Below are 23,876 nucleotides of genomic sequence, written 5' to 3'. Positions count from 1 at the left end.
ATTTACGGCCGTTCTCCGCCGCCTTCACCCGATCGAGTGGCAGCGCTGTCCCGGGGCGCTCGCTATCGTCGGCGTCATGACCGATCACGTACGGGACCTGGCCTCTCTGCGGGAGGCGGACGAGCGGCTCCTCCACGCAGCCGCCTCACTGGACAACGCCGCCCTCGCCGCGCCGTCACGGCTGCCGGGCTGGAGCCGGGGGCACGTACTGGCCCACCTCGCGCGGAACGCGGACGCTCTGGTCAACGTCCTCGAAGGCCGGCCCATGTACGCCGACGGCGCCACCCGGGACGCGGACATCGAGCGGGACGCGCCCAGGGCCCTCGACGTCCACCTCGCCGATGTACGTAACGCCGCGGCCCGCTTCCATCATTCCGCGGCCGTCCCGGCCGACTGGACCCGTACCGTCACCCTGCGCAACGGGGTCACCGACGCCGCGGCGCGGGTGCCCTTCCGGCGCTGGATCGAGGTCGAGCTGCACCACGTCGACCTGGGGGTCGGCCGGATGCTCGAAGACCTCTCCGAGGAGTTCACCGAACGGGAGATCGGCTTCCTCGCGGACCGCTTCTCGGGGAACGCCGCCGTCCCGCCGCTGACCCTCGCCACCCCCGGGGGGCGCACCTGGCGCACGGGCCGCGCGCCCGCCGACGGCGACGAGGCGGCGGTCGTCACGGGGGCCGCGCCGGACCTGATGGGGTGGCTCGCAGGGCGCCGGGACGGGTCCGCACTGGAGTTCGTGAGCGGCCCCCTTCCCGTACTGCCCCCGCTATAGGCTGAGCCGTATGACGTACAGCGGAGCGGTGAAGGTCGGCGGACCTGCGGATGTGCACGAATTGCCCGACCTGGTGATCTCCAAGGTCGAGGTCGGCCCGATGGGCAACAATTCCTATCTGCTGCGCTGCCGGGCCACGGGTGAGCAACTGCTGATCGACGCGGCGGCCGACGCGGGCACGCTGCTGACACTGATCGGCGACGACTCCATCGCGTCCGTCGCCACCACCCACCGCCACCAGGACCACTGGCAGGCGCTCGCGGAGGTCGTGGCGGCCACCGGAGCCCGTACGTACGCGGGGCGGTACGACGCCGAGGCCATCCCCGTGCCCACCGACGTCCTGGTCGAGGACGGGGACACGATCCGGGTCGGGGCGGTCGTCCTGACCGCCGTGCACCTGGTGGGGCACACGCCGGGTTCGATCGCGCTGGTCTACGACGACCCGCACGGCCACCCGCACGTCTTCACCGGCGACTGCCTCTTCCCCGGCGGTCCGGGGCGCACCGGCAATCCCACAGACTTCGGGACGCTGATGGACGGCCTCGAATCGAAGATCTTCGCGGCGCTGCCCGACGAGGCCTGGATCTACCCCGGTCACGGCAACGACTCGACCCTCGGCGCCGAGCGCCCGCACCTGCCGGACTGGCGCGCGCGGGGCTGGTAGCCCGCGTCGGTACGGCGGTCCCGGTCAGCGGCCCTCACGCATGCGCCGGCCGACCTCGCCGTCCTCCGTCTCCCACCAGGGGCGTACGAGATCCGGTCCCGGTCCGTCCGCCCCGGCGGGCGTGGCCGCCGGGGCCGGCTCGCGGTCCAGGCGGGCGTCCAGGTCCCGGGCCTTCGCGCGGTCCGCGCGCCACCACTCGGCGAAGACCGCGATCAGGAACGGCACCGCGACCAGTTCCGCGAGGCTCAGCATCAGCCCGCCGCCGAGCCGCTGGTCCTGCCGCACACCGGGCCCCCAGGTCCGCCCCTGGGCCGCGTACCAGCGTCCGGCGACCGACGTACCGCTGGTCATGACGACGATGCCGGGGACCGAGTCGAACAGCCCGTCCAGGAAGACCAGCGCGGCCCGGACGGGGTGGGTGCACCAGCGGGGCAGCAGGTCGCGGCCGGTGAGCATGGGCAGGACGAACAGACAGCCGGTGAACAGCAGTTGGGCCTGCATCAGCCGGCGGACCGCGTCGCTGTGCAGTGAGGCCGCGAAGTACGGCGTGAAGTAGACGGTCAGCTCCGAGGCGAGCACCACGAGCGAGCTGACCAGGGGGAACGTCAGCACCTTCGCCGGCGGTGAGGTCACCGCCCGGTACAGCGGCCCGTCGGGGGCGGCCAGGCCCAGGGGGTCGCCTAGGGCCAGGCCGAGGGGTGCGAGGAGGTCCAGCAGGATGTTCTGCACGGCCGCCGGCCAGAACAGCACCCGGTCGTAGACCGCGAGGGACGACATCGTCGCGACCACGATCGTGCCGAGCCCGAGCACCACGAAGGCGCCGGTCCGGGCGACGGGCCAGCTCCTCCCCGCGCGCCGGCGCCGTACCACTCCGGTGCCGTACGTCCCTCCCAGGAGGGCCACGGCGGCCAGGGCCACCGGGTCCGGCCGCCACGAGGACAGGCCCCGGGCGAGCGTCAGCTCGGGCAGCACGGCGCGCCTTCTTCCCTTTTCGCCCCCGGCGTACGAATTCCGCCGCCCACGGTAGACCGGGGGCGGCGGAAGCTCGGAGGCGGGTCGGGTCAGGCCTCGATGCTGTCCTTGTCCGAGTCGGCGGCCTCCGCCGCGTCCCGCTCGGTCTGCTTCTTGGAGGCGATGAGGCTGGTGATCGTGGTGATGATCAGGACACCGCAGATGACCGCCAGGGACACCGGGATGGAGATCTCCGGGACACCGACGCCCTGTTCGTGCAGCGCGTGCAGCACCAGCTTCACCCCGATGAAGCCCAGGATGACCGACAGGCCGTAGCTGAGGTGGACCAGCTTCTTGAGCAGTCCGCCGATCAGGAAGTACAGCTGCCGCAGTCCCATCAGGGCGAAGGCGTTGGCGGTGAACACGATGTACGGGTCCTGGGTCAGGCCGAAGATCGCGGGGATGGAGTCCAGCGCGAACAGCACGTCGGTGGTGCCGATGGCGAGCATGACCACCATCAGCGGGGTCAGCACCCGCTTGCCGTTCTTCCGGATGAAGAGCTTCGTGCCGTGGTACTTGTCGGCGACACCGAAGCGCTGCTCGATCGACTTGAGCAGGCGGTTCTCCTCGAACTCCTCCTCCTCGTCGTCCGAGCGCGCCTCCTGGATGAGCTTCCAGGCGGTGTAGATCAGGAACGCGCCGAAGATGAAGAACACCCACGAGAAGCTGGCGATGATCGCGGCCCCGGCGGCGATGAAGATCGCGCGCAGCACCAGGGCGATCAGCACACCGATCAGCAGCACCCGCTGCTGGAGGTGGGTGGGCACCGAGAACTTCGCCATGATCAGGACGAAGACGAAGAGGTTGTCGACGCTGAGCGACTTCTCGGTGATGAAGCCCGCGAAGAACTCGCCGGAGGCCTGGCCCGTACCGAACACCATCAGGCCGAGGCCGAACAGCGCGGCGAGGGCGATCCAGACACCCGTCCAGATGCCCGCCTCCTTCATCGACACGTCATGGGGCTTGCGCCCGATGAAGAAGTCGACCGCGATCAAGGCGGACAGACCAAGAATGGTCGTTGTCCACAGGATCCATGACACGTCCACTGCGCCTCCGGCGTCGTACGGCTACAAGATCAGCGTCGTCGCTGCCGGAGGTCTCCTCCACCCGGACGGCCACCGCCGCTCCTCGGGCCGACGCCCCGGGACCGATTGCGGTCCGTATTGACGGGTACGTCGCGATACGGGAGTACTCCCCTCCGATACCCAGAAGAGTACAGGAAAGACCAAGGAAAGGTAAAGAGAAAGGTAAAGGGAGCCCAAGAGCGCAGGTCAGCGCCGCCATGCGCGACGGGCCGCCGCCACCTGTTCGAGCGCCTGGGCCACCACGCGGCTGCCCGGCGGAACCGTCGGGGGCTCGTACGTCCAGGCGTGTCCGACCCAGGGGTCGGCGAGGTGGCTGTCCGGGATCGGGGTGATCCGGAGCAGGGACCGCCAGAGGGGGTCGAGCACCGGTCCGTACGCGTCGGCGTCCTCGCGGTCCGCGACCATCAGCAGGTGCACACCGACCGATGGGCCCTCGTCGGCGAGGTAGCGCAGTTGCGTCACGGCCCGGTCGTCGAAGCCGTGCGGGAAGTCGTTGACGATCAGCAGCTGCTCGGCGGTGTCGAGGTCCGGCGGCAGCGACTCGGCCGCGCCGCCGCGCACGGCCATCTGGACGAGGTCGACGCGCTGGGTGAGCTTCGTGAGGACCGCCGCGACTCCGGCGGCGCCCGCGGCGGGCGGGCCGTCGAGGACGCCCGAGGAGGTCAGCGGGGCCAGCGCGGCGGCTCCCGATCCGGCGGGGTCGATCACGTGGACGGTGAACTCACCGGGCGGGTAGACGGCCAGCAGGCGCCCGGCGTGGATGACCGCGGTGTCCATGGCCAGCCGGCGCAGCTGGTCCTCGTCCATCATCATGGCGCCCTCGGAGCTGAGCCGGCCGCTGTCGACCCACAGCCCGCGCTCCAGCGGCAGCCGGACGAGCATCGGGATGCGCAGGTCGGGGCGCTCGGGCAGGTGGACGTCCCCGAGGCGCAGCGCCATGGGGATCTCCATCGGGACGCGGTAGGCGTGCCAGACGGGGTTGTCCCAGCCCGCGTAGGCCGCCGGGAGGGCCGGCTCGACGACCTCGGTCTCGGCGGCGAGCTGGGCGAGGTCGCGGTCGAGGACCTCACGCGCGCGGGCGGCCAGCTCGTCGTGTTTGGCGCGGGCCGCCTCCCGGGCGGTGTCGCCCGCGCGGCCGATGCGGTTGCGGGGGTCGGACAGGACGCGGTCCAGTTCCTGTTCCATCCGGGACTCGGCGAAGTCGATCGCGCTGCGGTAGGCGGCGACGGCGCGGGCCAGGTCCTCGAACATGCCCCAGACCTGGTTGTAGAGGCGCTCGTCCATGGACCAGCCCGTCGCGTCGCCCGCGACGGGGCGCGGGGGCTGCCCCGGTGCGGTGGGCGGGGCGGCCGGGGGCGGCGGGGTCGGGGGTGTGGACGTACGGCGGCCGGGGTGCGTGTAGTTGACCGCTCCGTCCGCGCCGGTGGGCGGGACCGGCTGCTGGTGCGGTACGGGGCCGGGCGGGGCCGGCGCGGTCACGGGCTCGGGCGCCGGTGCCTCGGGCCGGACACGGGTCCCGTCGGGCGATCCTGGCAGGGGGGCCTGGACGGCGTTGGCCAGGTGGCGGGCGACCGCGTCCTGGATGGTGGCGGCGAACGCCCGCGCCTCCGGGAGGCCCTGGTCGCCGAACAGCTCGGCGAGGCCGCCCGCGTACCCCTGGCCCACGGCGCGGACCTTCCAGGCGCCCTGGCGGCGGTAGAGCTCCAGGGCGACGACGGCGGACTCGGCGTCGAGTGCGGTGAGGGTGAAGCTGGCGATCTCGGTGCCGTCGGTGGAGGTGACGGCGGCGAAGGGCGCGGCGGTGCTGCCGAAGCGTTCGGGGCCGCCGACGCCTTCGGGCAGCGCGAACAGCACGTGGACCAGGTGGGCCCGCTCGGGCACGGCCTCCAGGTCGACGTGGTAGCGCAGTCCGGCGGCGGCCTGGCGGGAGACCTCGACGCCGGGGAGCGTCGGCGAGCCGGGGTGGGCGATCCACTCGGTGCCCGGTACGGTGCCCGCGGCGTCGGCGAGGGTGACGCAGGCCAGGACCGGCGCGCCGGCCGTCACCCGTATCTCCAGTCGGGTCTGCGGCAGGGGGTGGTTCTGTCCCCGGACCAGCTCGGCCGTCATCGCCTCTGTCCCCTCGTCGGTCTCGTGCGGTGCGCGTGGTGCGGTGCGGGAGGTGCGGTGTCCGTGTGCGGTGCTTGTGGTGCGTGGCAACGGTGCAGCTCCCGGCGGCCGTGGCCTGCCTCCGGGAGCTGCGTGTGCCGGTACGTGCCGCGCGTGTGGTGCCCGGCCGTGCGTGTCGTGTCTACAGGTGCGGCAGGATCGACGGCATCAGGTCCTGGAACGTGCGGCCGTTGGCCGGATTCCCGAGGGCCGTCATCTTCCACCCGGCGCCGTCGCGGTGCACCTTCGCCATGATCTGCGCGGTGTACTGCCCGCCGCCGTCCAGCGTGTAGCGGGCCAGCTCCTGGCCGTTGGTCTCGTCGACGATGCGGCAGAAGGCGTTCTGCACCTCCTGGAACGTCTGTCCGGTGAACGAGTTCACCGTGAAGACGATCTGGTCGATGTGGACCGGGATCCGCTCCAGGTCCACCAGGATGGCCTCGTCGTCCCCGCCCTGGCCGGCGCCGCCGACAAGGTTGTCTCCGGTGTGCTTCACCGAGCCGTCGTCGCTGACCAGGTGGCGGAAGAAGACCACGTCGACCGGCTGCTTGTCGGCGAACAGCACCGCCGAGGCGTCCAGGTCGATCTCACGGGTGCGGGAGCCGAACAGGCCCCGGCGCGGCGCGGCCTGCCAGCCGAGCCCCATGCGCACCGCGGTCAGGGTGCCCCCGCCCCGCTTCTCCAGGCTGATGGCCTGACCCTTGGTCAGGTTGACCCCAGGGCCCCCGGGCGCACTGCCCTTGGATACGTCCACCACGCGCTGTCCCCTCTCGAATGGTTCCCCCGCAACCGTCCGTGTGCGGTTGCGCAGCACCCTACGCAGTCACGTCGTCGCGGCAGGAGACTTGGGCCGTTTTTGTGTCGGTCTTGCAACACATCGCACCGCCCGTCCCCCGCCGGGCCGTCAGACCTGTCCCGCCTCCCTCATCTGCCGCAACTCCTTCTTCAGCTCGCCCACTTCGTCGCGCAGCCGGGCGGCGACCTCGAACTGGAGCTCCGCCGCCGCGGCCCGCATCCGGTCGGTCATCTCCTGGATGATCCCGGCGAGTTCCTCGGCGGGGCGGTCGGTGAGCACCGCGCCCCGGTCGGCCGCCTTGCCGCCCTTGCCCCCCTTGGCGGCCTTCGTGGCCGCGCCGCCGAGCGCAGGCACGGGCGTCTTGGCCGCCCTGCCGTCCTTCCCCTGCCGGTAGCCCGTGCCGAGCAGGGCCTCCGTGTCGATCTCCTCGCGGGCGATCGTGGCGACGATGTCGTTGATCTTCTTGCGCAGGGGCTGCGGGTCGAGCCCGCGCTCGGTGTTGTACGCGACCTGCTTCTCGCGGCGGCGGTTGGTCTCGTCGATGGCCTGGGCCATCGCGGGGGTGATCGTGTCCGCGTACATGTGGACCTGTCCCGACACGTTGCGCGCCGCCCGCCCGATCGTCTGGATGAGTGACGTGCCGGACCGGAGGAAGCCCTGCTTGTCGGCGTCGAGGATCGCGACCAGCGACACCTCGGGCAGGTCGAGCCCCTCCCGGAGGAGGTTGATGCCGACGAGGACGTCGTACTCCCCCGAGCGCAGCTCGCGCAGCAGCTCGACGCGGCGCAGGGTGTCGACGTCGCTGTGCAGGTAGCGGACCTGGATGCCCAGTTCCAGGAAGTACTCCGTGAGGTCCTCGGCCATCTTCTTGGTGAGGGTGGTGACCAGGACGCGTTCGTCCTTCTCCGTGCGCTTGCGGATCTCGTGCACCAGGTCGTCGATCTGGCCCTCGGTGGGCTTGACCACGACCTCCGGGTCGATGAGGCCGGTGGGGCGGATGATCTGCTCCACGAAGCCGTCGCCGCGCGACAGCTCGTACTTCCCCGGGGTGGCGGAGAGGTAGACGGTCTGGCCGATCCGCTTCTGGAACTCCTCCCACTTGAGCGGGCGGTTGTCCAGGGCGGACGGCAGCCGGAAGCCGTGGTCGACGAGGGTCCGCTTGCGGGACGCGTCCCCCTCGTACATCGCGCCGATCTGCGGCACGGTCACGTGCGACTCGTCGATGACGAGCAGGAAGTCCTCGGGGAAGTAGTCGAGGAGCGTGTTGGGCGCGGTGCCGGGGCCGCGGTCGTCGAAGTGCATCGAGTAGTTCTCGATCCCCGAGCAGGAGCCGATCTGGCGCATCATCTCGATGTCGTACGTCGTCCGCATGCGCAAGCGCTGGGACTCCAGGAGCTTGCCCTGCTTGTCCAGCTCGGCGAGCCGGGTCTCCAGCTCGCGCTCGATGCCGTTGACCGCCTTCTCCATGCGCTCCGGTCCCGCCACGTAGTGGCTGGCCGGGAAGACGTACAGCTCGTTGTCCTCGCTGATGACCTCGCCGGTCAGCGGGTGGAGGGTGGTCAGCGCCTCGATCTCGTCGCCGAACATCTCGATGCGGACGGCCAGCTCCTCGTACACCGGGAAGATCTCGATGGTGTCGCCGCGCACACGGAAGGTGCCGCGCGCGAACGCGACGTCGTTGCGCGTGTACTGGATCTCGACGAAGCGGCGGAGCAGCTGGTCGCGGTCGATCGAGGCGCCGACCTTGAGGGGCACCATCCGGTCCACGTACTCCTGCGGCGTACCGAGGCCGTAGATGCAGGAGACCGAGGCGACCACGATCACGTCACGGCGGGTGAGCAGGGAGTTCGTCGCGGAGTGGCGCAGCCTCTCGACCTCCTCGTTGATCGAGGAGTCCTTTTCGATGTACGTGTCCGACTGCGGGACGTACGCCTCGGGCTGGTAGTAGTCGTAGTACGAGACGAAGTACTCGACCGCGTTGTTCGGCAGCAGCTCGCGGAACTCGTTCGCCAGCTGGGCGGCCAGGGTCTTGTTCGGAGCCATCACCAGCGTGGGCCTCTGGAGCTTCTCGATCATCCAGGCCGTGGTCGCCGACTTGCCGGTGCCGGTCGCGCCGAGGAGGACGACGTCCTTCTCGCCGGCGCGGACGCGCTTCTCCAGGTCGGCGATGGCCGTCGGCTGGTCGCCGCTGGGCTGGTAGGAACTGACGACCTCGAAAGGCGCCACCGTACGTTCGATCTGGGAAACAGGCCGCATGGATCCACCGTACGGCCCCGCACTGACAGTCGGCGTCGCGGCGCCTGTGACCTGCGGTGACGGGCTCCGGAGCCGCCGCCCGGTCACCAGTCGTGGAAGTCCGGGGAGCCGCCCCGGGAGGTCCGGGCGGCCGTCCGGTCGGCCCGGTCGCCCCCGGGGCCCCAGGGGGCGGTCCTGGACGGGCCCCGGTTCGGCCGGCGCGGGCGCATCCGCTGGCGGGGGACACCGACGTGCCCGCACGGTCCGGCCGGGGCGGACCCGGACCGTCCTGGGCCCTGCCGGTCGGGCGCGGCCCGGCGCGGCTCGCTCAGGACGACGACGGCCGTGACCAGCAGGACGAGCCCGGGGACGATCAGCAGGACGGCGAGGAAGCCCGTCGGCGAGGTGCTCTCGGAGCCGTGGCCGGTCCCGCCCACCCGGACCCGCAGCGCGGCCATCGCGGCGTAGTGCATCCCGGTCGCCGCGCCGCCCATCACCGCTCCGGCGACCAGAACGGGCGCGAGCCCCCGGTGGGAGACGACGAGCCACAGGGCGGCGGTCGCGCCGACGACGGCGATCAGGACGGAGAGGGCCACGGTCGTGGTGTCGTACTCGAGACGGCCCGGCAGCCGGACGGCGTCCATGCCGAGGTAGTGGGTGGTGGCGAGGGAGAGGCCGGTGACGCTACCGCCGGTGACCAGGGCCAACGGGGTGGACCCGCGGTAGCCGACGACGAAGATCCCGGCGGCGGCCATCACACTTCCCACGATCGGACAGGCGAGCGTCGTGAACCTGTCGTAGTCGATCGGCATCCCTTCGACGGCGAAGCCGGTCATCGTGATGAGGTACATGCCCCAGACGCCGGAGCCGAGGGCGGCGGCGCCCAGGGCGAGTCTGCCCGGCTTCCAGGGACGCGGGGTGCGCAGGGACCGCGCGGCGCAGAGCAGGCCGAGAACGCCGCCGAGGCAGGCCACCAGAAGGCCCGCCACGGGCGTGCCGGGACCGTGGCTGAATCCGTCGATCGTGCCCTGCATAGCGGTATGCCCCTTCGCGCCGTGTGCGCCATGTGCTCCATGTGCGGAAGCGCTGGTTCGGGGCGAGGGTAGGACGGCGGGGGCCGTAAGCAAACAGTTACCCGGAGTTTTGTCGACATTGAGCCGGAAACGGCGAAAAAAGCGGTCGGGAAAGGGCTTTCCCTCGCCATGGCTTCCCATGGCGTCCTGATCTCGCCCGCTCCCCGTCGGCCGAGGGCTGTCACCCTCGGGCCCACCGCGATCGCCGGCATCGGTACCAGGGATCCCAGGACGAGGAGTACAGGTGGACGCACGGACCTCACGGACCTCAGTGACGACGGCCGCGCTGCTGGGCGCCGCGGCGCTGCTCCTGCCGGGGTGCGCGGCGGCGGCCACGACACCACACGCGGGGACGGCCACGACACCACACGCGGGCGCGCAGAAGGGCGCGTCCACGGACGTGCCCCTCGTCATCGCGCACCGCGGCGCGTCCGCCTACGCGCCGGAGAACACGCTCGCCGCCGTCGACGCCGCGGCCGACCTGGGCATCGACTGGGTGGAGAACGACGTCCAGCGGACGAAGGACGGGGAGTTGGTGGTCGTCCACGACACCACGCTCAGCCGGACGACCGACGTGGAGCGGGTCTTCCCCGGCCGCTCTCCGTGGAAGGTCAAGGACTTCACCGCCGCCGAGATCGCCCGGCTGGACGCCGGGAGCCGGCTCGGCGCGCGCTGGGAGGGCGTCCGGGTGCCCACCCTCAAGGAGTATCTGAACGCCGTGGAGAAGAACCGGCAGAACCTGCTCCTGGAGATCAAGGGCCCCGAGCTCTACCCGGGGATCGAGGCGGACATCCTGCGCGTGCTGCGACAGGAGGGCTGGCTGGACGACGCGCACGTGGAGGACAGGCTGGTCGTCCAGAGCTTCGGCGCGGCGAGCCTCCGCGCGGTGCACGAGCAGCGGGCCGACCTCACGACGGGCTTCCTGGGGACGCCCGCGGTGGTCGACCTGCCGTCGTACGCGGCGTTCGCGGACCAGATCAATCCGACGTACACCGCGCTCACCGGTGACTACGTGGCCGCGGTGCACCGCCTGAAGGGCCCGCACGGCAAGCCGCTGCGGGTCAGCACCTGGACGGTGGACGAGGCCGCGGACGCGGTGCGGGTCGCGGGGCTCGGGGTGGACGGGATCATCACCAACAGGCCGGACGTGGTGCGGGACGCGGTGGGCCGAGGGGGCGCGGAGCCTCCCCGGAGCCGTATGCGTACCACGCGGTAACTCGCAACTTTTACTCCTGTTTGCCCGCTTTTCGTACCGGACCTAGGCTGAATGGAGATGCGACAAACGGGCGATTTCGCGCGCGGTTGGCGCGTTGCCCGCCGGGACGCGGACAGCCGAAGGGACGGCGAACAGGCATGGCCGAGGGAAACGCGGGACTCACGTATCTCAAGCCGGGTGAGGTGGAGGTCAGGAACACCGAATACCCGACACTCGAACTCAAGGACGGCCCGGGGGTGGACCCCGCGAACGCCGGACGGAAATGCCGGCACGGCGTCATCCTGAAAGTACTCGCGACGAACATATGCGGCAGCGACCAGCACATGGTGCGCGGGCGTACGACCGCCCCGGAGGGGTTGATCCTGGGGCACGAGATCACCGGTGAGGTCGTGGAGCGCGGCCCCGACGTCGAATTCATCCACGTCGGTGACGTGGTGTCGGTGCCCTTCAACATCGCCTGCGGACGGTGTCGTAACTGTAAGGAAGGCCAGACCGGCATCTGTCTGAACGTCAACCCGACCCGGGCCGGCGGAGCTTACGGCTACGTCGACATGGGTGGCTGGGTCGGCGGGCAGGCCCGGTACGTGATGGTGCCGTACGCGGACTTCAACCTGCTGCGCTTCCCCGACCCGGAGGCAGCCCGCGAGAAGCTGCTCGACCTGACGATGCTCACCGACATCCTGCCGACCGGCTACCACGGAGCGGTGACGGCGGGCGTGGGCGCGGGCTCGACCGTGTACATCGCGGGGGCGGGTCCCGTCGGACTCGCGTCCGCGGCCGCGTGTCAGCTGCTCGGCGCCGCGGTGGCCATCGTCGCGGACTTCAACACCGAACGCCTGGCGCAGGCCCGCAGCTTCGGCTGCGAGACGATCGACCTCGCCCAGGGCGGGGTCGAGGAGCAGGTCGCCCAGATCCTGGGCGTTCCCGAGGTGGACTCGGCGATCGACGCGGTCGGGTTCGAGGCCAAGTCCCACGGCCGGGGCTCCGACGACGCGCCGGCCACCGTACTCAACTCGCTGATGGGCGTGGTCAGGGCGGGTGGCGCGCTCGGCATCCCGGGCCTGTACGTCACCGAGGACCCCCGGGGGATCGACTCGGACGCGCAGTCCGGCACGCTGCGGGTCAGGCTGGGGCTCGGCTGGGCGAAGAGCCACACCTTCTCGACCGGTCAGACGCCGGTGATGAAGTACCACCGGGCGCTGGCGATGGCGATCATGTACGACCGTATCCACATCGCCGAGGCGGTCAACGCGACGGTCCTCCCGCTGGAGGACGCGCCGGAGGGGTACGAGGAGTTCGACCAGGGCGTGAGCCGGAAGTACGTGCTGAACCCGAACGGGGCGCTGGACCACGCGCAGGCCGCCTGAGCGGCTGGGGCGCGTCCGGGTGAGTGGGCGCGTCCGGGTGAGAAGGGGCTGATGGGGCCCGTGCGACGTCGTGGACGTTTGCGCGGGCCCGTCGCGTGCCAGGGATGGGGTCATGTCAGACACCACAACGCACCTGTCCCCCGAGGTACGGGACGCGCTCGCGGAGCGCCGTCCCGTCGTCGCGCTGGAATCGACGATCATCGCGCACGGGCTGCCGCGCCCGCGCAATCTGGCGGTGGCGGAAGAGCTTGAGGAGCTTGTACGGTCCGGCGGCGCCGTGCCCGCGACGGTGGCCGTGCTGGACGGGCGGGCCCATGTGGGCCTGAACAAGACCCAGTTGGAGCGGGTCGCCGGGGACAGCTCCGTACGGAAGCTGGGCGATCGTGACCTGGCGCCGGCGCTCGCGGCGGGGGCGAGCGGGGCGACGACGGTCTCCGCGACGGCGTTCCTCGCGGCGCGGGCGGGGATCCGGGTGTTCGCGACGGGCGGGCTCGGCGGGGTCCACCGGGGGTGGACCGAGACGCAGGACGAGTCGGCGGACCTGCGGCTGCTGGCGCGGACCCGGATCACGGTGGTCTGCGCGGGCGTGAAGTCGATCCTCGACGTGCCGGCGACGCTGCAACGGCTGGAGACGCTGGGCGTCGGCATCCTCGGGTACGGGACGGCGTACTTCCCCGGCTTCTACCTGTCGTCCTCGGGCGAGCCCGTCGACTGGACGGTCCGTACGCCCGGCGAGGTGGCGGCGGTGATGCGCGCGCAGGACGCGCTCGGCGGGCCGGATTCGGCGATCGTGGTCGCCAACCCCGTACCGGAGTCGGAGCAGTTGGACCCGGAGCTGCACGACAGGGTGCTGGCGGAGGCCCTCGACGCGGCCCGGGAGTCGGGGGTGACGGGCCAGGCCGTCACGCCGTTCCTGCTGGAACGCCTGGTGCGCGGGACGGGGGGCGCGTCGCTGGAGGCGAACCTGGCGGCGGTACGGGGGAATGTGCGGCTGGCGGCGGGGATCGCGGGGGCGTGGTGAGGGGGCGGGACCCCGGCCCCGGCGGTGGGTCAGGGTCCGGGTCCGTACCCGGTTCGGATGGTGGGCTGTTGGTGGTCGGGGACGTGGCCACCGATGTGGTGGCCCGCCACCGGTCACCGCTCGCGCGTGGCACGGACACGACGGCCGACATCCGTCTCCTGCCGGGCGGCGCGGGGGCTAACGCGGCCTGTTGGGCGGCCCGTTGGGGGTGTGCGGACGTACGGCTGCTGGCCCGGGTGGGGACGGACGCGCGGGCGTGGCACGAGGCGTCGCTGCGGGACGCGGGCGTGCGGGCGCGGCTCGTCGTGGACGACGAGGTGCCGACCGCCACGGTCATCTCGCTGGTGGACGCCTCCGCGGAACGGACCTTCCTCACGGACAGCGGGGCGTCGGTGCGGCTGTCCGCCGACGACTGGTCGCCGTCGCTGCTGGACGGGGTCGGCCGACTGCATCTGTCGGGTTATCTGTACTTCTCCGAGACCGGGCGGGAGGCCGCCGCGGCGGCGCTGGCCTCGGCGCGGGAGCGCGGCATCGCGGTGAGCGTGGACCCGGCGTCGGTGGCGTTCATCGAGGAGCTGGGCGTGGAGCGCCTCCTGGCGGAGATCGAGGGCGCGGAAACGCTTCTCCCCAACGCGGACGAGGCCAGGCTCCTCACCGGCCTGGCGGACGCCAAGAAGGCCGCGGCCGCGCTGAGCCGGCCGGGAAGGGTGGCGGTGGTGACCCTGGGCGAGGCGGGCGCGGTGGTGGCCGAGGCGGGCGAGGTGACGGCCCGCGTGCCCCCGGTCGCGGCCCGGCCCGTCGACTCGACGGGAGCGGGCGACGCCTTCACGGGCGCGTACCTCGCGGCCCGCCTGACGGGCGCGGACCCCCCGGAGGCGGCGAAGGAGGGCTGCCGGGCGGGCGCGGCGGCGGTGACCCGGGCGGGGGGCCGACCGGGGGCGGGGCGGGAGGAGGGCTGAGGCCTCCGCGGAGGGGCGCCCTTCGCCCACAAGGCGGGGGCCACGTGGCGCGGGTATCCGTCCCGGGCCCCACCACGTGGACGCGGCCGCACGGCGTGGACGCGTCACGCGAATGCGGGTGGGGGCGCTTCGGGCGGCCCCACCGACATCGCGGGGGGGGGCCGCACCGGGCGCGATGCGCGGGGGCGCGGCCACGAGGGCCGGTGTTTCGCCCGCCCTCGCGGGCACTGCGCGGACGTGGGCCCCTGGTGCGCCGCACCGGTGTGGCGGCGGGCCCTTCAGGGGTTAGGGGAGGCCTCCCCAGGCCGGGTGGCGGGGGTCGTCGGCTCGTACTACTACGTCGGCCGTTTCGGCGGGGGTGACCTCCTTCTCGTACCGCTCGAAGGCGGGGAGGGTCCAGCGTTCGGGCTCGTTCGTGCGGCGGTGGAGGGCGTTCGGGGACAGGCTCAGGTGCACCGTCAGGTCGAACGTGAACCAGTGGCCCAGCAGGAACGGACCGTGCGTCACCAGTACGCCGCCGGGCGGGAGTTCGAGGGGCGCGCTGCGGGTCGCGCGGTCCGTGGCGGGGTCCCAGAGGTCGGGCAGGACGCGTCCGCTGCCGCCCGGGTCCAGCGGGCCGAAGACCTCGCGCCAGAGCGCGCCCGTGTCGAACCACCCGTGGTAGTACGTGTCGGGGTCCTCGCGGCCGAACTCGTACCGCAGCGACGCCGGGCGCAGGAAGCCCGCCGTGTCGATCACGAGGACCGACCGGCCGCGCAGCCTCAGCGCGTCGGCCAGCGCGGCGGCGGGGGCGCCGGTCCCCGCGGCCGGCGCGCCGTCGACGGCGACGCGCAGCCAGGGGCCGCCGTCGGCGGGTGCCGTCTCCAGCAGCCGCTCGGCGAGGGCGTCGGTCAGCCGGTCCCAGGTGATCGCTTCGAGTCGCACCCGTTCATCATCGGTCACTCACGCGGCGATCACTCGTGCGCGCAGGTCGGCGGGTCCGCGTCCTCGGACAGCGCGCTGCCGGCCGGCAGCAGGTAGGTGAGGTAGAGGACCACCGGCTCGCTGCCCAGGTTGCGGCCTATGTGGCGGTGGAGCGCCCCCGACGGCTCGACGAACGATCTCCCGGCGGGCGTCACCTCGACCGAGCAGTCGTCCAGGGTCCTGGTCAGCGTGCCGGACTGCACGACGACGATGAGCTGGCCCCGGTGGTAGTGCCAGCCGGTGGAGCCGCCCGGCGCGACGGTGATGGTCCGTACGACCACGTCCGTACGCCCTTTGGCCTTCACCTTGAGGGTGGAGTCCGAGGTGCCCTGGGCCAGGATCGTGCCCGTCACCCCGCTGCCCGGGGTGGCGAGCGCGGCGGACGGCACCACCGCGAGCGCCGCCACGGACGCGGTGACGAGCGCCGCCCTGCCGGAACCTACCGCCCGGAACCGCCGGCCCAGCCGCCCGGTCCCCGCCGCGCGCCGCCTGTTCCAAGCCCTCATCGTTCCTCCAACTCACGTGTGGACGGGCGGAGTTGCAGGTGAAGTGCACACCCGATCCGCCGACGACCGCGCCAAATCGGTCACGCTACTCGATCCCCGTGCCCGGTTCGCCCACTTCCGCGACTTCTCCTGACGCCGCGTCACACACGCGTCTTCACACGCCCCGCAGCGCCTTCGCCAGGGGGCTGTCGCCCGCCACCTCGATCCGCCCGTCCCGCACCCCGTCGGCGAGCGCGAGCGTCCCCGCGCCCACCGCGCGGCACGTGTCGGCGTCCAGGACGAGGCAGGCATCGGGGGCGTCGGCGGGGCCGTCGCCGTACGTGACCCCGCTGGAGCCCGAAGAGCCCGAAGGGTCGGACGGGTCCAACGGCCCACCCCTCAGCCGGACATGGAACACCCCCTCGTCCAGCCGCACCTCCACCACCCCCTCCGCGCCCGCCCCCGCCCCGCACGCGGCGAGCACCGGCATCAGCGGTACGGCGAACCAGTGCGCCCGTACGGCGTCGGTGGGGCGGCGCTCCGCCAGGGCCGGGGCGCCCCACCGCGCCAGCGCCGTGAGCACCGGCAGCAACCCCCGCCCCCGCTCGGTGAGTTCGTACACGACCGCGGCCGACGGCGGGGGCAGCTTGCGGCGCGTGGCCAGTTCGTCGCGCTCCATGTCCTTGAGCCGGGACGCGAGCACGTCCGTGCTGACGCCCGGCAGATCGGCATGCAGATCGGTGTAGCGGCGGGGACCCGCCAGCAGTTCACGGACGATCAGCAGGGTCCAGCGGTCACCCACGGCGTCGAGCGCACGGGCGGCGGAACAGTACTGGTCGTAGCTTCGGCGGCGTGGCATGCGTCGCAGTCTAGACATGTTGTTGGACTTTCCAAGCTCACACTTGGTAAAACCAAGTATCGCAAGAATGGCAAGAAGGTCGAACGAGGTCTGGGAGCCCACCGCATGGAATTCCGGCAGTCGAGCAAGCTCAGCGAGGTCTGTTACGAGATCCGCGGCCCGGTCATCGAGCAGGCCGACGCCCTGGAGGAGGCAGGCCACAGCGTCCTGCGCCTCAACACCGGCAACCCCGCGGCCTTCGGCTTCGAGGCGCCGGAGGAGATCGTCCAGGACATGATCAGGATGCTGCCGCAGGCCCACGGCTACACGGACTCGCGCGGGATCCTCTCCGCCCGCCGCGCCGTCGCCCAGCGCTACCAGACCCTGGGGCTGGCCGAGGTGACCGTCGACGACGTCTTCCTCGGCAACGGCGTGTCCGAACTGGTCTCCATGGCGGTGCAGGCGCTGCTGGAGGACGGGGACGAAGTCCTCATCCCCGCACCGGACTTCCCGCTCTGGACCGCCGCGACGACCCTGGCCGGGGGCCGGGCGGTGCACTACCTCTGCGACGAGTCCGCGGAGTGGTACCCGGACCTGGAGGACATGGCGTCGAAGATCACCGACCGTACCAAGGCCGTCGTGATCATCAACCCCAACAACCCCACCGGCGCGGTCTATCCGCGCGAGATCGTCGAAGGCATCCTCGATCTCGCGCGCCGCCACCAGCTGATGGTGTTCGCCGACGAGATCTACGACCGGATCCTCTACGACGACGCGGTGCACCACTGCGCCGCCGTCCTCGCCCCCGACCTGGTCGTCCTCACCTTCTGCGGGCTGTCGAAGACGTATCGCGTGGCGGGTTTCCGCTCCGGCTGGCTCGTCGTCTCGGGTCCCAGGCAGCACGCCCGCAGCTATCTGGAGGGGCTGACCATGCTGGCGTCGATGCGGCTGTGCCCCAACGCGCCCGCGCAGTACGCCATCCAGGCCGCGCTCGGCGGCCGGCAGTCCATCCACGAGCTGACGGCTCCCGGCGGCCGGCTGCGCGAACAGCGCGACCGGGCCTGGGAGAAGCTCAACGAGATCCCCGGCGTCTCGTGCGTCAAACCGAAGGGCGCGCTGTACGCGTTCCCGCGCCTCGACCCCAAGGTGCACAAGATCCACGACGACGAACGCTTCGTCCTGGACCTGCTGTTGCGCGAGAAGATCCAGGTGGTGCAGGGCACGGGCTTCAACTGGCCCCGCCCGGACCACTTCCGGATCCTGACCCTGCCGTACGCCGACGATCTCGACGCCGCGATCAGCCGCATCGGCCGTTTCCTGGGCGGCTACCGGCAGTGAACTCCGGGCCCGCCGGGCCTCGGTGGGGAGAACCGCGGAACGGGAGCGGGCTCGGGAGCGTAGCCGGCTCCCGAGCCCTGAGATTGCCACCATGTCGCACACCGGCACACTTGAGGACCCAGGTCAGCATGATGTCGTCGCGTCCTGCCTTTGGACCACCGCGCATCGAGCTGCGCAGACCGGAATTGAACCGGCATTTCGACGTCCGGGGCCTGAGTCCGGTCGATCCGGCGATCGGTGGCGAATGCTGAGTCTGGAGCAATAGTCTGAGATTGATCGCGGTCGCCTCTGCCAGTTGGGCCACCGAGGCAGGAAGCGCCTCGGGGAGGAGTCGAACCTCCACCGGAACCGCGCCTTTCACGACAAGCCTCAGTTTCAGCTTGCGCTCCTCGCGCACCCCGGCCGGTGTCTGTGCGCCGGTCGGGGAATCAATGAGGCTACCCGAACAGGTAGCCGAACACAGCGTCACCCACCCGCTGGTCGGTGACCTCGGCGCCGTTGGCCTCCTCGCGGGCGAACTTCACGGCCTGCTGGAGCTTCTCCACCCGGTCGAGCAGCTCGTTGACCCGGCGGGCCGGCAGGGCGCCGCTGAATTTGGTCGTGGTCCAGTAACCGACCGGGATGTCCTCGTAGTACACCTCGACCTGCGCCGGGTGCTTCTCCGTGGCCTCGGCCTTCACGTGGTTGCGCGGGACCTTCTTCGTACGGAGCGTCCGTACCGCCTCGGTCTTCCACGCGTCCGTCGACGGGTCCTGGCTCCAGGCCTCCGACGCGTCCAGCACCGGCAGCTTGCGGACGAAGGTGTTGAGGTCCGTCAGCTGCTTCTCCAGGAAGAGGAGGTACGAGACGGGCACGGCGGCCACCAACACCCGCCCGTCCACGGTGACATCGGCGCGGGCCTCGCAGTTCGCCCAGTCCTTGGTGGCGGTCACGTCGAACAGCCGCGTCAGCGACTTCGCGGTGTCGCGCAGTACGTCCTCGGCCTGGACCTGGACCCGGGTCGACTCGGGCGGAAGCTGCTCGCCCTCCTCGTCCTTCGCCTGGTACGTACGGGAGATGCCGACGAGCAACGCCGGCTTCTGGAGGCCGTGATGAGCCGCCGTCAGGTCCTGGTGCGCCTTGGCCTTGACGCCTTTCTCGACCGCGATGATCTGATTGAGTTTCGCCACGACGCAGACGCTAGCAACGAGTTGACTCTCCATCGAACGATTATTCGCCCGCGGGTGTCGTCAGGCACCTCCGGCGTGAGGTGCGGAAAGCGCTGCGGCAGCGCGGTGAGACGCCGCGTCCGGCTCGGTCGCGTAGGTTCGGATGTGGGCCAGGACGGCATCGAGACCGGTGCGCAGGGGGGTGGTGTCGCGGCGGGTCTGGGTGAGGAGAAGTCCGCCCTGGAGTGCGACGAGCAGGGCGAGGGCGAGGGCATCGGTGTCGGTGTCGGGGCGCAGATCGCCCCGGGCGCGCATGCGGGCCAGGCCGTCGCGGATCGGAGCCTCCCAACGTTCGAAGCTGTCGACGAGGTCCGCTCGCGCGTGGGGGTCGTTGTCGGCCAACTCGGCCGCGATCGATCCGATGGGGCAGCCGCCGACACAGTTGCGCTGCTCTTGCAGGTCGACCAGCAGATCACGCCAGCGACAAAGGGTGTCAAAGCTGTCGAGTTCGCCGAGGAAAGGCTGCTGCGCGGCCAGGATGCCGTCGGTCTGGTGAGCGATCACGGCCCGGATCAGCTCGTCCTTGTCGGTGAAGTAGTGATACATCTGCGACGCGCCGACACCCGCCTGCCGCTGAATGTCCTCGATGCCGGTGCGGGCCACGCCATGGGCGAACACCAGCTCGGCGGCGGCGGAGACGATGCGAGCCCGGGTCGCCAGACCCTTCGCCGTGAATTTCCGGGCCGGCGCCGCCCCGGCTTCGACGCCCGCGCCCGTCGCCCCTGTACCGCCTGTCCGGCCTTCGACTGCCACATGCTCCATACACACAGCATATACCCACTTTGGAGTCGACACTACAGAAGTGTCGGGACGCCGGCCGCCTCAGCGCACCGCCCGAGCGGACGAGGGCGCGACGCCGCCGCGCGGAGTGAAGTTGATCATCCCGGCCCGCGGTGGCCCACCCGCACCCAGGTCATGGTCCAGGGCCTCGCCCAACCTGTTGCCACAAACGTCTTCGAGACGTTCGGAGACGACGAGGCGGTGTTCCCCGGTGCGCCACGGGTGACTCGGGACGAGCCGTGCCGCAGTTCCGTCCGGTGCGAGTGACACACGCGTCCGGACGACCTCTCCCGAAGGGGCCAGGACTCCGATCTCGTCCTCGCCAAGGGCGGCGTCCATCACCCTGTCGAAGTGCACGACGACGGGATCGCGACTCCCCGCCGTCGGGGAGACGAGGCGCCAGAGGGTCTCGTCGACCGCCTCCAGAACCGGATCGCCCACACGGAACGTATGGCGCGCTGTTTGCCCGAGCGCCGTGACAACAAGGCTGTACGTCCGCCCGACGACAAGCGCCGGCTCGTGGGACGGGTCCCCTCCCATACCGCGTTTGATCCTTCCTGGCTCCATCAGGACCGTCAGGCGGCGCCCGTCGACGGACCAGAGCTCGTACGGCAGGACGAGGAAGGGGTCACGCACCACCTGTTCCTCCTCGTTCAGCAGGCAGAGGTAGTCACGGTCGAAGTGCGCCTCTCCCGACCTCGGAAAATGTACGTAGAAACGCAAGGTGTTGGCGGGGAGGACCTTGGCTTGAGGAGAAATGCGGATCGGCATCTCGGGGGAAGTTCGCATCTGCGCCTCCGGCGCGCTCAGGGACCGAACCCGGCGTTCACGCCGCCCGCTTCGACGAGCCCTCGACGCCCGGGAAGTCCATCTCCACCCAGATCTTGTCCAGCCGCGCAGGGAGCGGGGCGACCGGCAGGGTCTCAAGCGTCAGATCGCCGGTGTCCGCGTAGCGGGTCAGCGAGACAAGGAAGCGGTCGCTGAACAGATCCGCCCGCAGCGACGATCCGACGAACAGCACCTGCTTGCCGACCGGCCCGGCCGGCATGAAAGGGGATTGGTCCAGCATCGGGCCCTGGGCCGGGCGGTTCTCGGGGGTGAAACCTTCGGCGGAGCGGATCCCGGAGAGCGGGACCACCACGGGGCCGCGGCTGACATTGGTGATGAACAGCTTGTCCTCCTCCCCGTCACGGTAGGCGACCATGCTGATGGGCTGGCCGTTGCCCATGTCGCCGATCGTCTTGCCCCTCGCCTTCGCGCCGTGCGTCAGCTCCGAGACCGGAATGGTGACGAGCGGGCTGCAGGCGTAGGCGGCGATGAGCGTGTCCTCGCCGTCGATGGTGGCGAACTGCATGGTCCGGATCGGCGCACGCGTTTCGTACTGGCCGTGGGCGAGGTGGTAGATCTCCAGTTGGGTCTCACTGGCGGCCCCGGTGAACGGGTAGGGGATCCGCCGCAGCGTGGAGGAGAACTCCTGGTTCGAGACGCCGGCGACGAACACCTCTCCGGCGTGGAACTTCAGGTCCACGATCGTCATGGACCGGAGCGGCGTACGCGCCTTCTCGTCGTAGACGGCCGCCGGCGGCACCGGGAAGAAGCCGGCCCGCGACGTGAAGGTCTTGTCCTCGTCGGGAACGTCGGACAGCTGGTGCACCGTCACTTTCGACGATGAGAGGTCGAAGGGGCGGACCTCGCCGGCGAGCGAGACGCTCACGACCGCGGCCTCCAGGCGATCGCCGTTGCGCACGCCGACCGCCAGGTACGGCTCGCGCGTCACAGGATGCACGGCCATCCCGTTCATCACCAGGCTTTTCACCGTTACGCCCAGCGCCGCGGCGATCTTCTCGTCGATCGACTCGAAGAGGAAGGGATCGAGCGAGGCCGGCGCCGTGCCCCGTTCCGTCTCGAACGCGAAGACGGCCCCGAGCTTGCTGTCGCCCAGGAAGAGGACCCCGTCGGGGCTGAAGGTCAAGACTCCCGCTGATTGCGGGGTTACGTGGTCAATCGTGTTCACAATGACCTCCTCGCCGCTCTCGGCGGCGTATCACACCGAGCATGTTTTGCAGGGCTCACTCCATTCTACGACTCTAGATTGGAGTGTCAACTACAAAAATCACGGTGACCTTTGGTGAATTTTTCGGGCATTACGTCGCATCAAGGTCACGTTCGCCCGGCTGACAGCCGTCGGCTGAACCAGGACAGTGGTGGGCAACTGCCCCGTCGTGGCCGGGGGACATGGCGCCGGTGCGCTCACGGCGGCATGGTTCTACGGACGGACGCCGAACGGGCCGAGAACTCCGCTGTTGATGCGCAGCGATTCGAGCATGACGAAGGCGTTGTCGGTGGTGAAGACATCGGCGGCGGCCAGGGTGCCGCTGTATTTGGCCGTGACAGGGGCGGCCGCTTGTCGGGCGACGGCGTCGAGGTAGGTCTTGAAGATGGCCCAGGAGTTGCCGCTGGGCCCGTACTTCTGGAAGAAGGGAGTGGGGTCGAGCGACGCCGAAGCCGCGCGGACCTCGGCTTCGAGGTCCGCGACGTACCGCTGCTGGATGAGGGCGTCGTCCCGGACACCGAGACGGCCGAGGTGGCCGCCGACGAGCGTCTTCCACGGGTAGCCCAGGGCGGTGTCGTGCGCTTTGATCCAGGCTGGGATGTCCTCGGACATGGCGAGGTTCCCGAACGGTGCCCAGCCGGGGAACAGTACGTCCACGACCATCAACGTCGCCTGGTTGGGGGCGTGGATGAAGATGTTGTCCGGCGTGTGGTTCGGGCCGTGGTGGGCGAGCTCAAGTCTTTCGCCGCCCACCTTCACTACATAGCTGTCTTCGAACGTGTGCGTGGGCACAGGCCGGTTGGGGTCGGCTGCGATGCGCAGCAACCGGCGGGTCTCGCTGTGACCGATGCGTATCACGTCCTTGCCGAAGATGGAGGAGGCCCCGATGTGGTCGGCGTGGGAATGCGAGTAGATCAGATGAGTGACCTTGGAGGGCTTTCCGTTGGCACGGGTCACCTGCTCGATGGCCCGCAGCAGGTTGTGGCCGAGGGTGGGCGGTGCGTCGACCAGGACCACGCCCTCCCGGGTGGTGAGGAACATGGCCTGGTAGAAGGAGTCGGTGACCCAGTAGAGGTTTCCCTTGATCGCGCCGACGAAGTAGCCGGCCTCGTTGAGCGCGGGCCCGACCGATGCGGCGGGAACGGGTGCGTAGTCGGGCAGTCCGGGGGCTTCCGCGGCCACCGCGTCGGCGGGCAGTGCCCCACCGAGGAGCATCGCTCCGGCGGGTATGGCGGCGGTCGTCGCCGCACGCCTCAGGAACGTACGCCGGTTCGACGCTGCTATCTCAGTGGTGTCGGCGGATTCAACGCTCATGATCTTCCTTAGGTGTATCTGCGAACGGGTGGTGCCCTGCACAAGGGGCTGGGCGAGGCTGTCGCGGGTGTTCGCGGCGGGGGTCGGCAGGGCCCGACCGGGCGACGATCAGGTGGCGCGTCATGCACCCGGCATCTGCCTTGGGAGTCAGCTGATCCGGGGCCGGCCACCCGAGTAGAAAAGCCGGACGTTATAAGTGCCCTCGTTCAGCAGCCAGGGGTGGACAATGAATCGCCGCGCCCCGCTCTGGTGCATCGGATCGCTCTCGGCGATCCCAACCGCCTCTTCGCGGGAGGACGCGCGGTAGACGAAGAGGCCCTCGCCGTTCCACTGCTCCTCGGCATCGTCGGCCAACGGCCCGGCGGCGAACATGATCCCGTCATTTTCCATGCGGGTCTGGTAGGCCACGTGGGGATCCAGATGCTCGAGTACCGGGCCGAGGCCGTTGGTCGGTTCGGAAATCACCACGTAGAGCCGGAGTGCCAGCAGGTCGTGTTCCTGGGACCAGGACACGAGGTCATTCCAAGGCATGCGATGTTCGGTCATACAA

The 23,876-nt window shown here is 70.7% G+C and carries 22 protein-coding genes; 7 read left to right on the top strand and 15 right to left on the bottom strand.

Annotation, left to right across the window (positions count from 1 at the left end):
* Window positions 1–76: 76 nt before the first annotated feature.
* Together OG349_RS27440 and OG349_RS27435 are read left to right on the top strand one after the other, a co-directional pair.
* Entirely contained in the window at window positions 77–772 is a 696-nt protein-coding gene (locus OG349_RS27440) for a maleylpyruvate isomerase family mycothiol-dependent enzyme (RefSeq protein ID WP_327237134.1), read from the top strand.
* A 10-nt stretch (window positions 773–782) separates the two neighbouring features.
* Window positions 783–1,436 (top strand): MBL fold metallo-hydrolase, encoded by a 654-nt coding sequence (locus tag OG349_RS27435; RefSeq protein ID WP_327237133.1) that lies wholly within the window; start codon window positions 783–785, stop codon window positions 1,434–1,436.
* Window positions 1,437–1,460: 24 nt separating this feature from the next.
* Here the strand turns inward: OG349_RS27435 and OG349_RS27430 are convergent, their stop codons facing one another.
* The 6 genes from OG349_RS27430 to OG349_RS27405 all read right to left on the bottom strand — a co-directional run bounded on the left by OG349_RS27430 (window position 1,461) and on the right by OG349_RS27405 (window position 9,745).
* Window positions 1,461–2,408 (bottom strand): cytochrome c oxidase assembly protein, encoded by a 948-nt coding sequence (locus OG349_RS27430; protein ID WP_327237132.1) that lies wholly within the window; start codon window positions 2,406–2,408, stop codon window positions 1,461–1,463.
* Window positions 2,409–2,497: 89 nt separating this feature from the next.
* Window positions 2,498–3,493 carry a TerC family protein gene (locus OG349_RS27425; protein ID WP_327237131.1) on the bottom strand — a complete coding sequence of 332 codons (996 nt, stop codon included), beginning with the start codon at window positions 3,491–3,493 and terminating at the stop codon, window positions 2,498–2,500.
* A 225-nt stretch (window positions 3,494–3,718) separates the two neighbouring features.
* Complete coding sequence (locus tag OG349_RS27420) at window positions 3,719–5,641, bottom strand: TerD family protein (RefSeq protein ID WP_327238746.1); 1,923 nt, start codon at window positions 5,639–5,641, stop codon at window positions 3,719–3,721.
* Between the two features lie 181 nt (window positions 5,642–5,822).
* A complete protein-coding gene (locus OG349_RS27415) occupies window positions 5,823–6,389 on the bottom strand; it encodes a TerD family protein (protein WP_161312108.1) in 567 nt (188 codons plus the stop codon).
* A gap of 195 nt (window positions 6,390–6,584) precedes the next feature.
* Entirely contained in the window at window positions 6,585–8,732 is a 2,148-nt protein-coding gene (gene uvrB / locus OG349_RS27410) for an excinuclease ABC subunit UvrB (protein ID WP_327237130.1), read from the bottom strand.
* Between the two features lie 83 nt (window positions 8,733–8,815).
* Entirely contained in the window at window positions 8,816–9,745 is a 930-nt protein-coding gene (locus OG349_RS27405; protein WP_327237129.1) for an MHYT domain-containing protein, read from the bottom strand.
* A gap of 283 nt (window positions 9,746–10,028) precedes the next feature.
* On the opposite strand from OG349_RS27405, the gene OG349_RS27400 reads away from it, so the two are divergent.
* From OG349_RS27400 to OG349_RS27385, 4 genes are all read left to right on the top strand, one after another.
* Complete coding sequence (locus OG349_RS27400; RefSeq protein ID WP_327237128.1) at window positions 10,029–11,000, top strand: glycerophosphodiester phosphodiesterase; 972 nt, start codon at window positions 10,029–10,031, stop codon at window positions 10,998–11,000.
* A 137-nt stretch (window positions 11,001–11,137) separates the two neighbouring features.
* Entirely contained in the window at window positions 11,138–12,367 is a 1,230-nt protein-coding gene (fdhA, locus tag OG349_RS27395; RefSeq protein WP_327237127.1) for a formaldehyde dehydrogenase, glutathione-independent, read from the top strand.
* 112 nt (window positions 12,368–12,479) lie between these two features.
* On the top strand, window positions 12,480–13,388 hold the full coding sequence (locus tag OG349_RS27390; RefSeq protein WP_327237126.1) for a pseudouridine-5'-phosphate glycosidase: 909 nt from the start codon (window positions 12,480–12,482) through the stop codon (window positions 13,386–13,388).
* Window positions 13,389–13,456: 68 nt separating this feature from the next.
* On the top strand, window positions 13,457–14,347 hold the full coding sequence (locus OG349_RS27385) for a carbohydrate kinase family protein (RefSeq protein WP_442806319.1): 891 nt from the start codon (window positions 13,457–13,459) through the stop codon (window positions 14,345–14,347).
* A gap of 285 nt (window positions 14,348–14,632) precedes the next feature.
* Here OG349_RS27385 and OG349_RS27380 read toward each other — a convergent pair whose 3' ends face one another.
* From OG349_RS27380 to OG349_RS27370, 3 genes are all read right to left on the bottom strand, one after another.
* Window positions 14,633–15,271, bottom strand: a complete 639-nt coding sequence (locus OG349_RS27380) for a uridine kinase (protein WP_327237125.1) — start codon at window positions 15,269–15,271, stop codon at window positions 14,633–14,635.
* Window positions 15,272–15,300: 29 nt separating this feature from the next.
* Window positions 15,301–15,816, bottom strand: coding sequence for a cupin domain-containing protein (locus OG349_RS27375; protein WP_327237124.1), 516 nt, complete (start codon window positions 15,814–15,816; stop codon window positions 15,301–15,303).
* A gap of 154 nt (window positions 15,817–15,970) precedes the next feature.
* Window positions 15,971–16,672 carry a winged helix-turn-helix transcriptional regulator gene (locus OG349_RS27370; RefSeq protein WP_327237123.1) on the bottom strand — a complete coding sequence of 234 codons (702 nt, stop codon included), beginning with the start codon at window positions 16,670–16,672 and terminating at the stop codon, window positions 15,971–15,973.
* Between the two features lie 87 nt (window positions 16,673–16,759).
* Between OG349_RS27370 and OG349_RS27365 the strand changes: the two genes are divergently transcribed.
* Complete coding sequence (locus tag OG349_RS27365) at window positions 16,760–17,971, top strand: pyridoxal phosphate-dependent aminotransferase (RefSeq protein WP_327237122.1); 1,212 nt, start codon at window positions 16,760–16,762, stop codon at window positions 17,969–17,971.
* 437 nt (window positions 17,972–18,408) lie between these two features.
* Here the strand turns inward: OG349_RS27365 and OG349_RS27360 are convergent, their stop codons facing one another.
* The 6 genes from OG349_RS27360 to OG349_RS27335 form a co-directional block, all read right to left on the bottom strand.
* Entirely contained in the window at window positions 18,409–19,140 is a 732-nt protein-coding gene (locus OG349_RS27360; RefSeq protein ID WP_161313156.1) for a DUF7873 family protein, read from the bottom strand.
* Between the two features lie 60 nt (window positions 19,141–19,200).
* Window positions 19,201–19,941, bottom strand: coding sequence for a TetR/AcrR family transcriptional regulator (locus tag OG349_RS27355; protein ID WP_327237121.1), 741 nt, complete (start codon window positions 19,939–19,941; stop codon window positions 19,201–19,203).
* Window positions 19,942–20,001: 60 nt separating this feature from the next.
* A complete protein-coding gene (locus tag OG349_RS27350; protein WP_327237120.1) occupies window positions 20,002–20,748 on the bottom strand; it encodes a hypothetical protein in 747 nt (248 codons plus the stop codon).
* A gap of 37 nt (window positions 20,749–20,785) precedes the next feature.
* Window positions 20,786–21,931: a hypothetical protein gene (locus OG349_RS27345; protein WP_327237119.1), complete on the bottom strand. Its 1,146-nt coding sequence runs from the start codon at window positions 21,929–21,931 to the stop codon at window positions 20,786–20,788.
* 294 nt (window positions 21,932–22,225) lie between these two features.
* Window positions 22,226–23,326: an MBL fold metallo-hydrolase gene (locus OG349_RS27340; RefSeq protein ID WP_327237118.1), complete on the bottom strand. Its 1,101-nt coding sequence runs from the start codon at window positions 23,324–23,326 to the stop codon at window positions 22,226–22,228.
* Window positions 23,327–23,473: 147 nt separating this feature from the next.
* Entirely contained in the window at window positions 23,474–23,872 is a 399-nt protein-coding gene (locus tag OG349_RS27335; RefSeq protein WP_327237117.1) for a YciI family protein, read from the bottom strand.
* Between the last annotated feature and the right edge of the window lie 4 nt (window positions 23,873–23,876).

The sequence above is a fragment of the Streptomyces sp. NBC_01317 genome, from assembly GCF_035961655.1.
Classification (GTDB): Bacteria; Actinomycetota; Actinomycetes; order Streptomycetales; family Streptomycetaceae; genus Streptomyces.
Note: the sequence above shows the minus strand (reverse complement) of the source record. Positions and strands in the feature narration are given on the sequence as shown.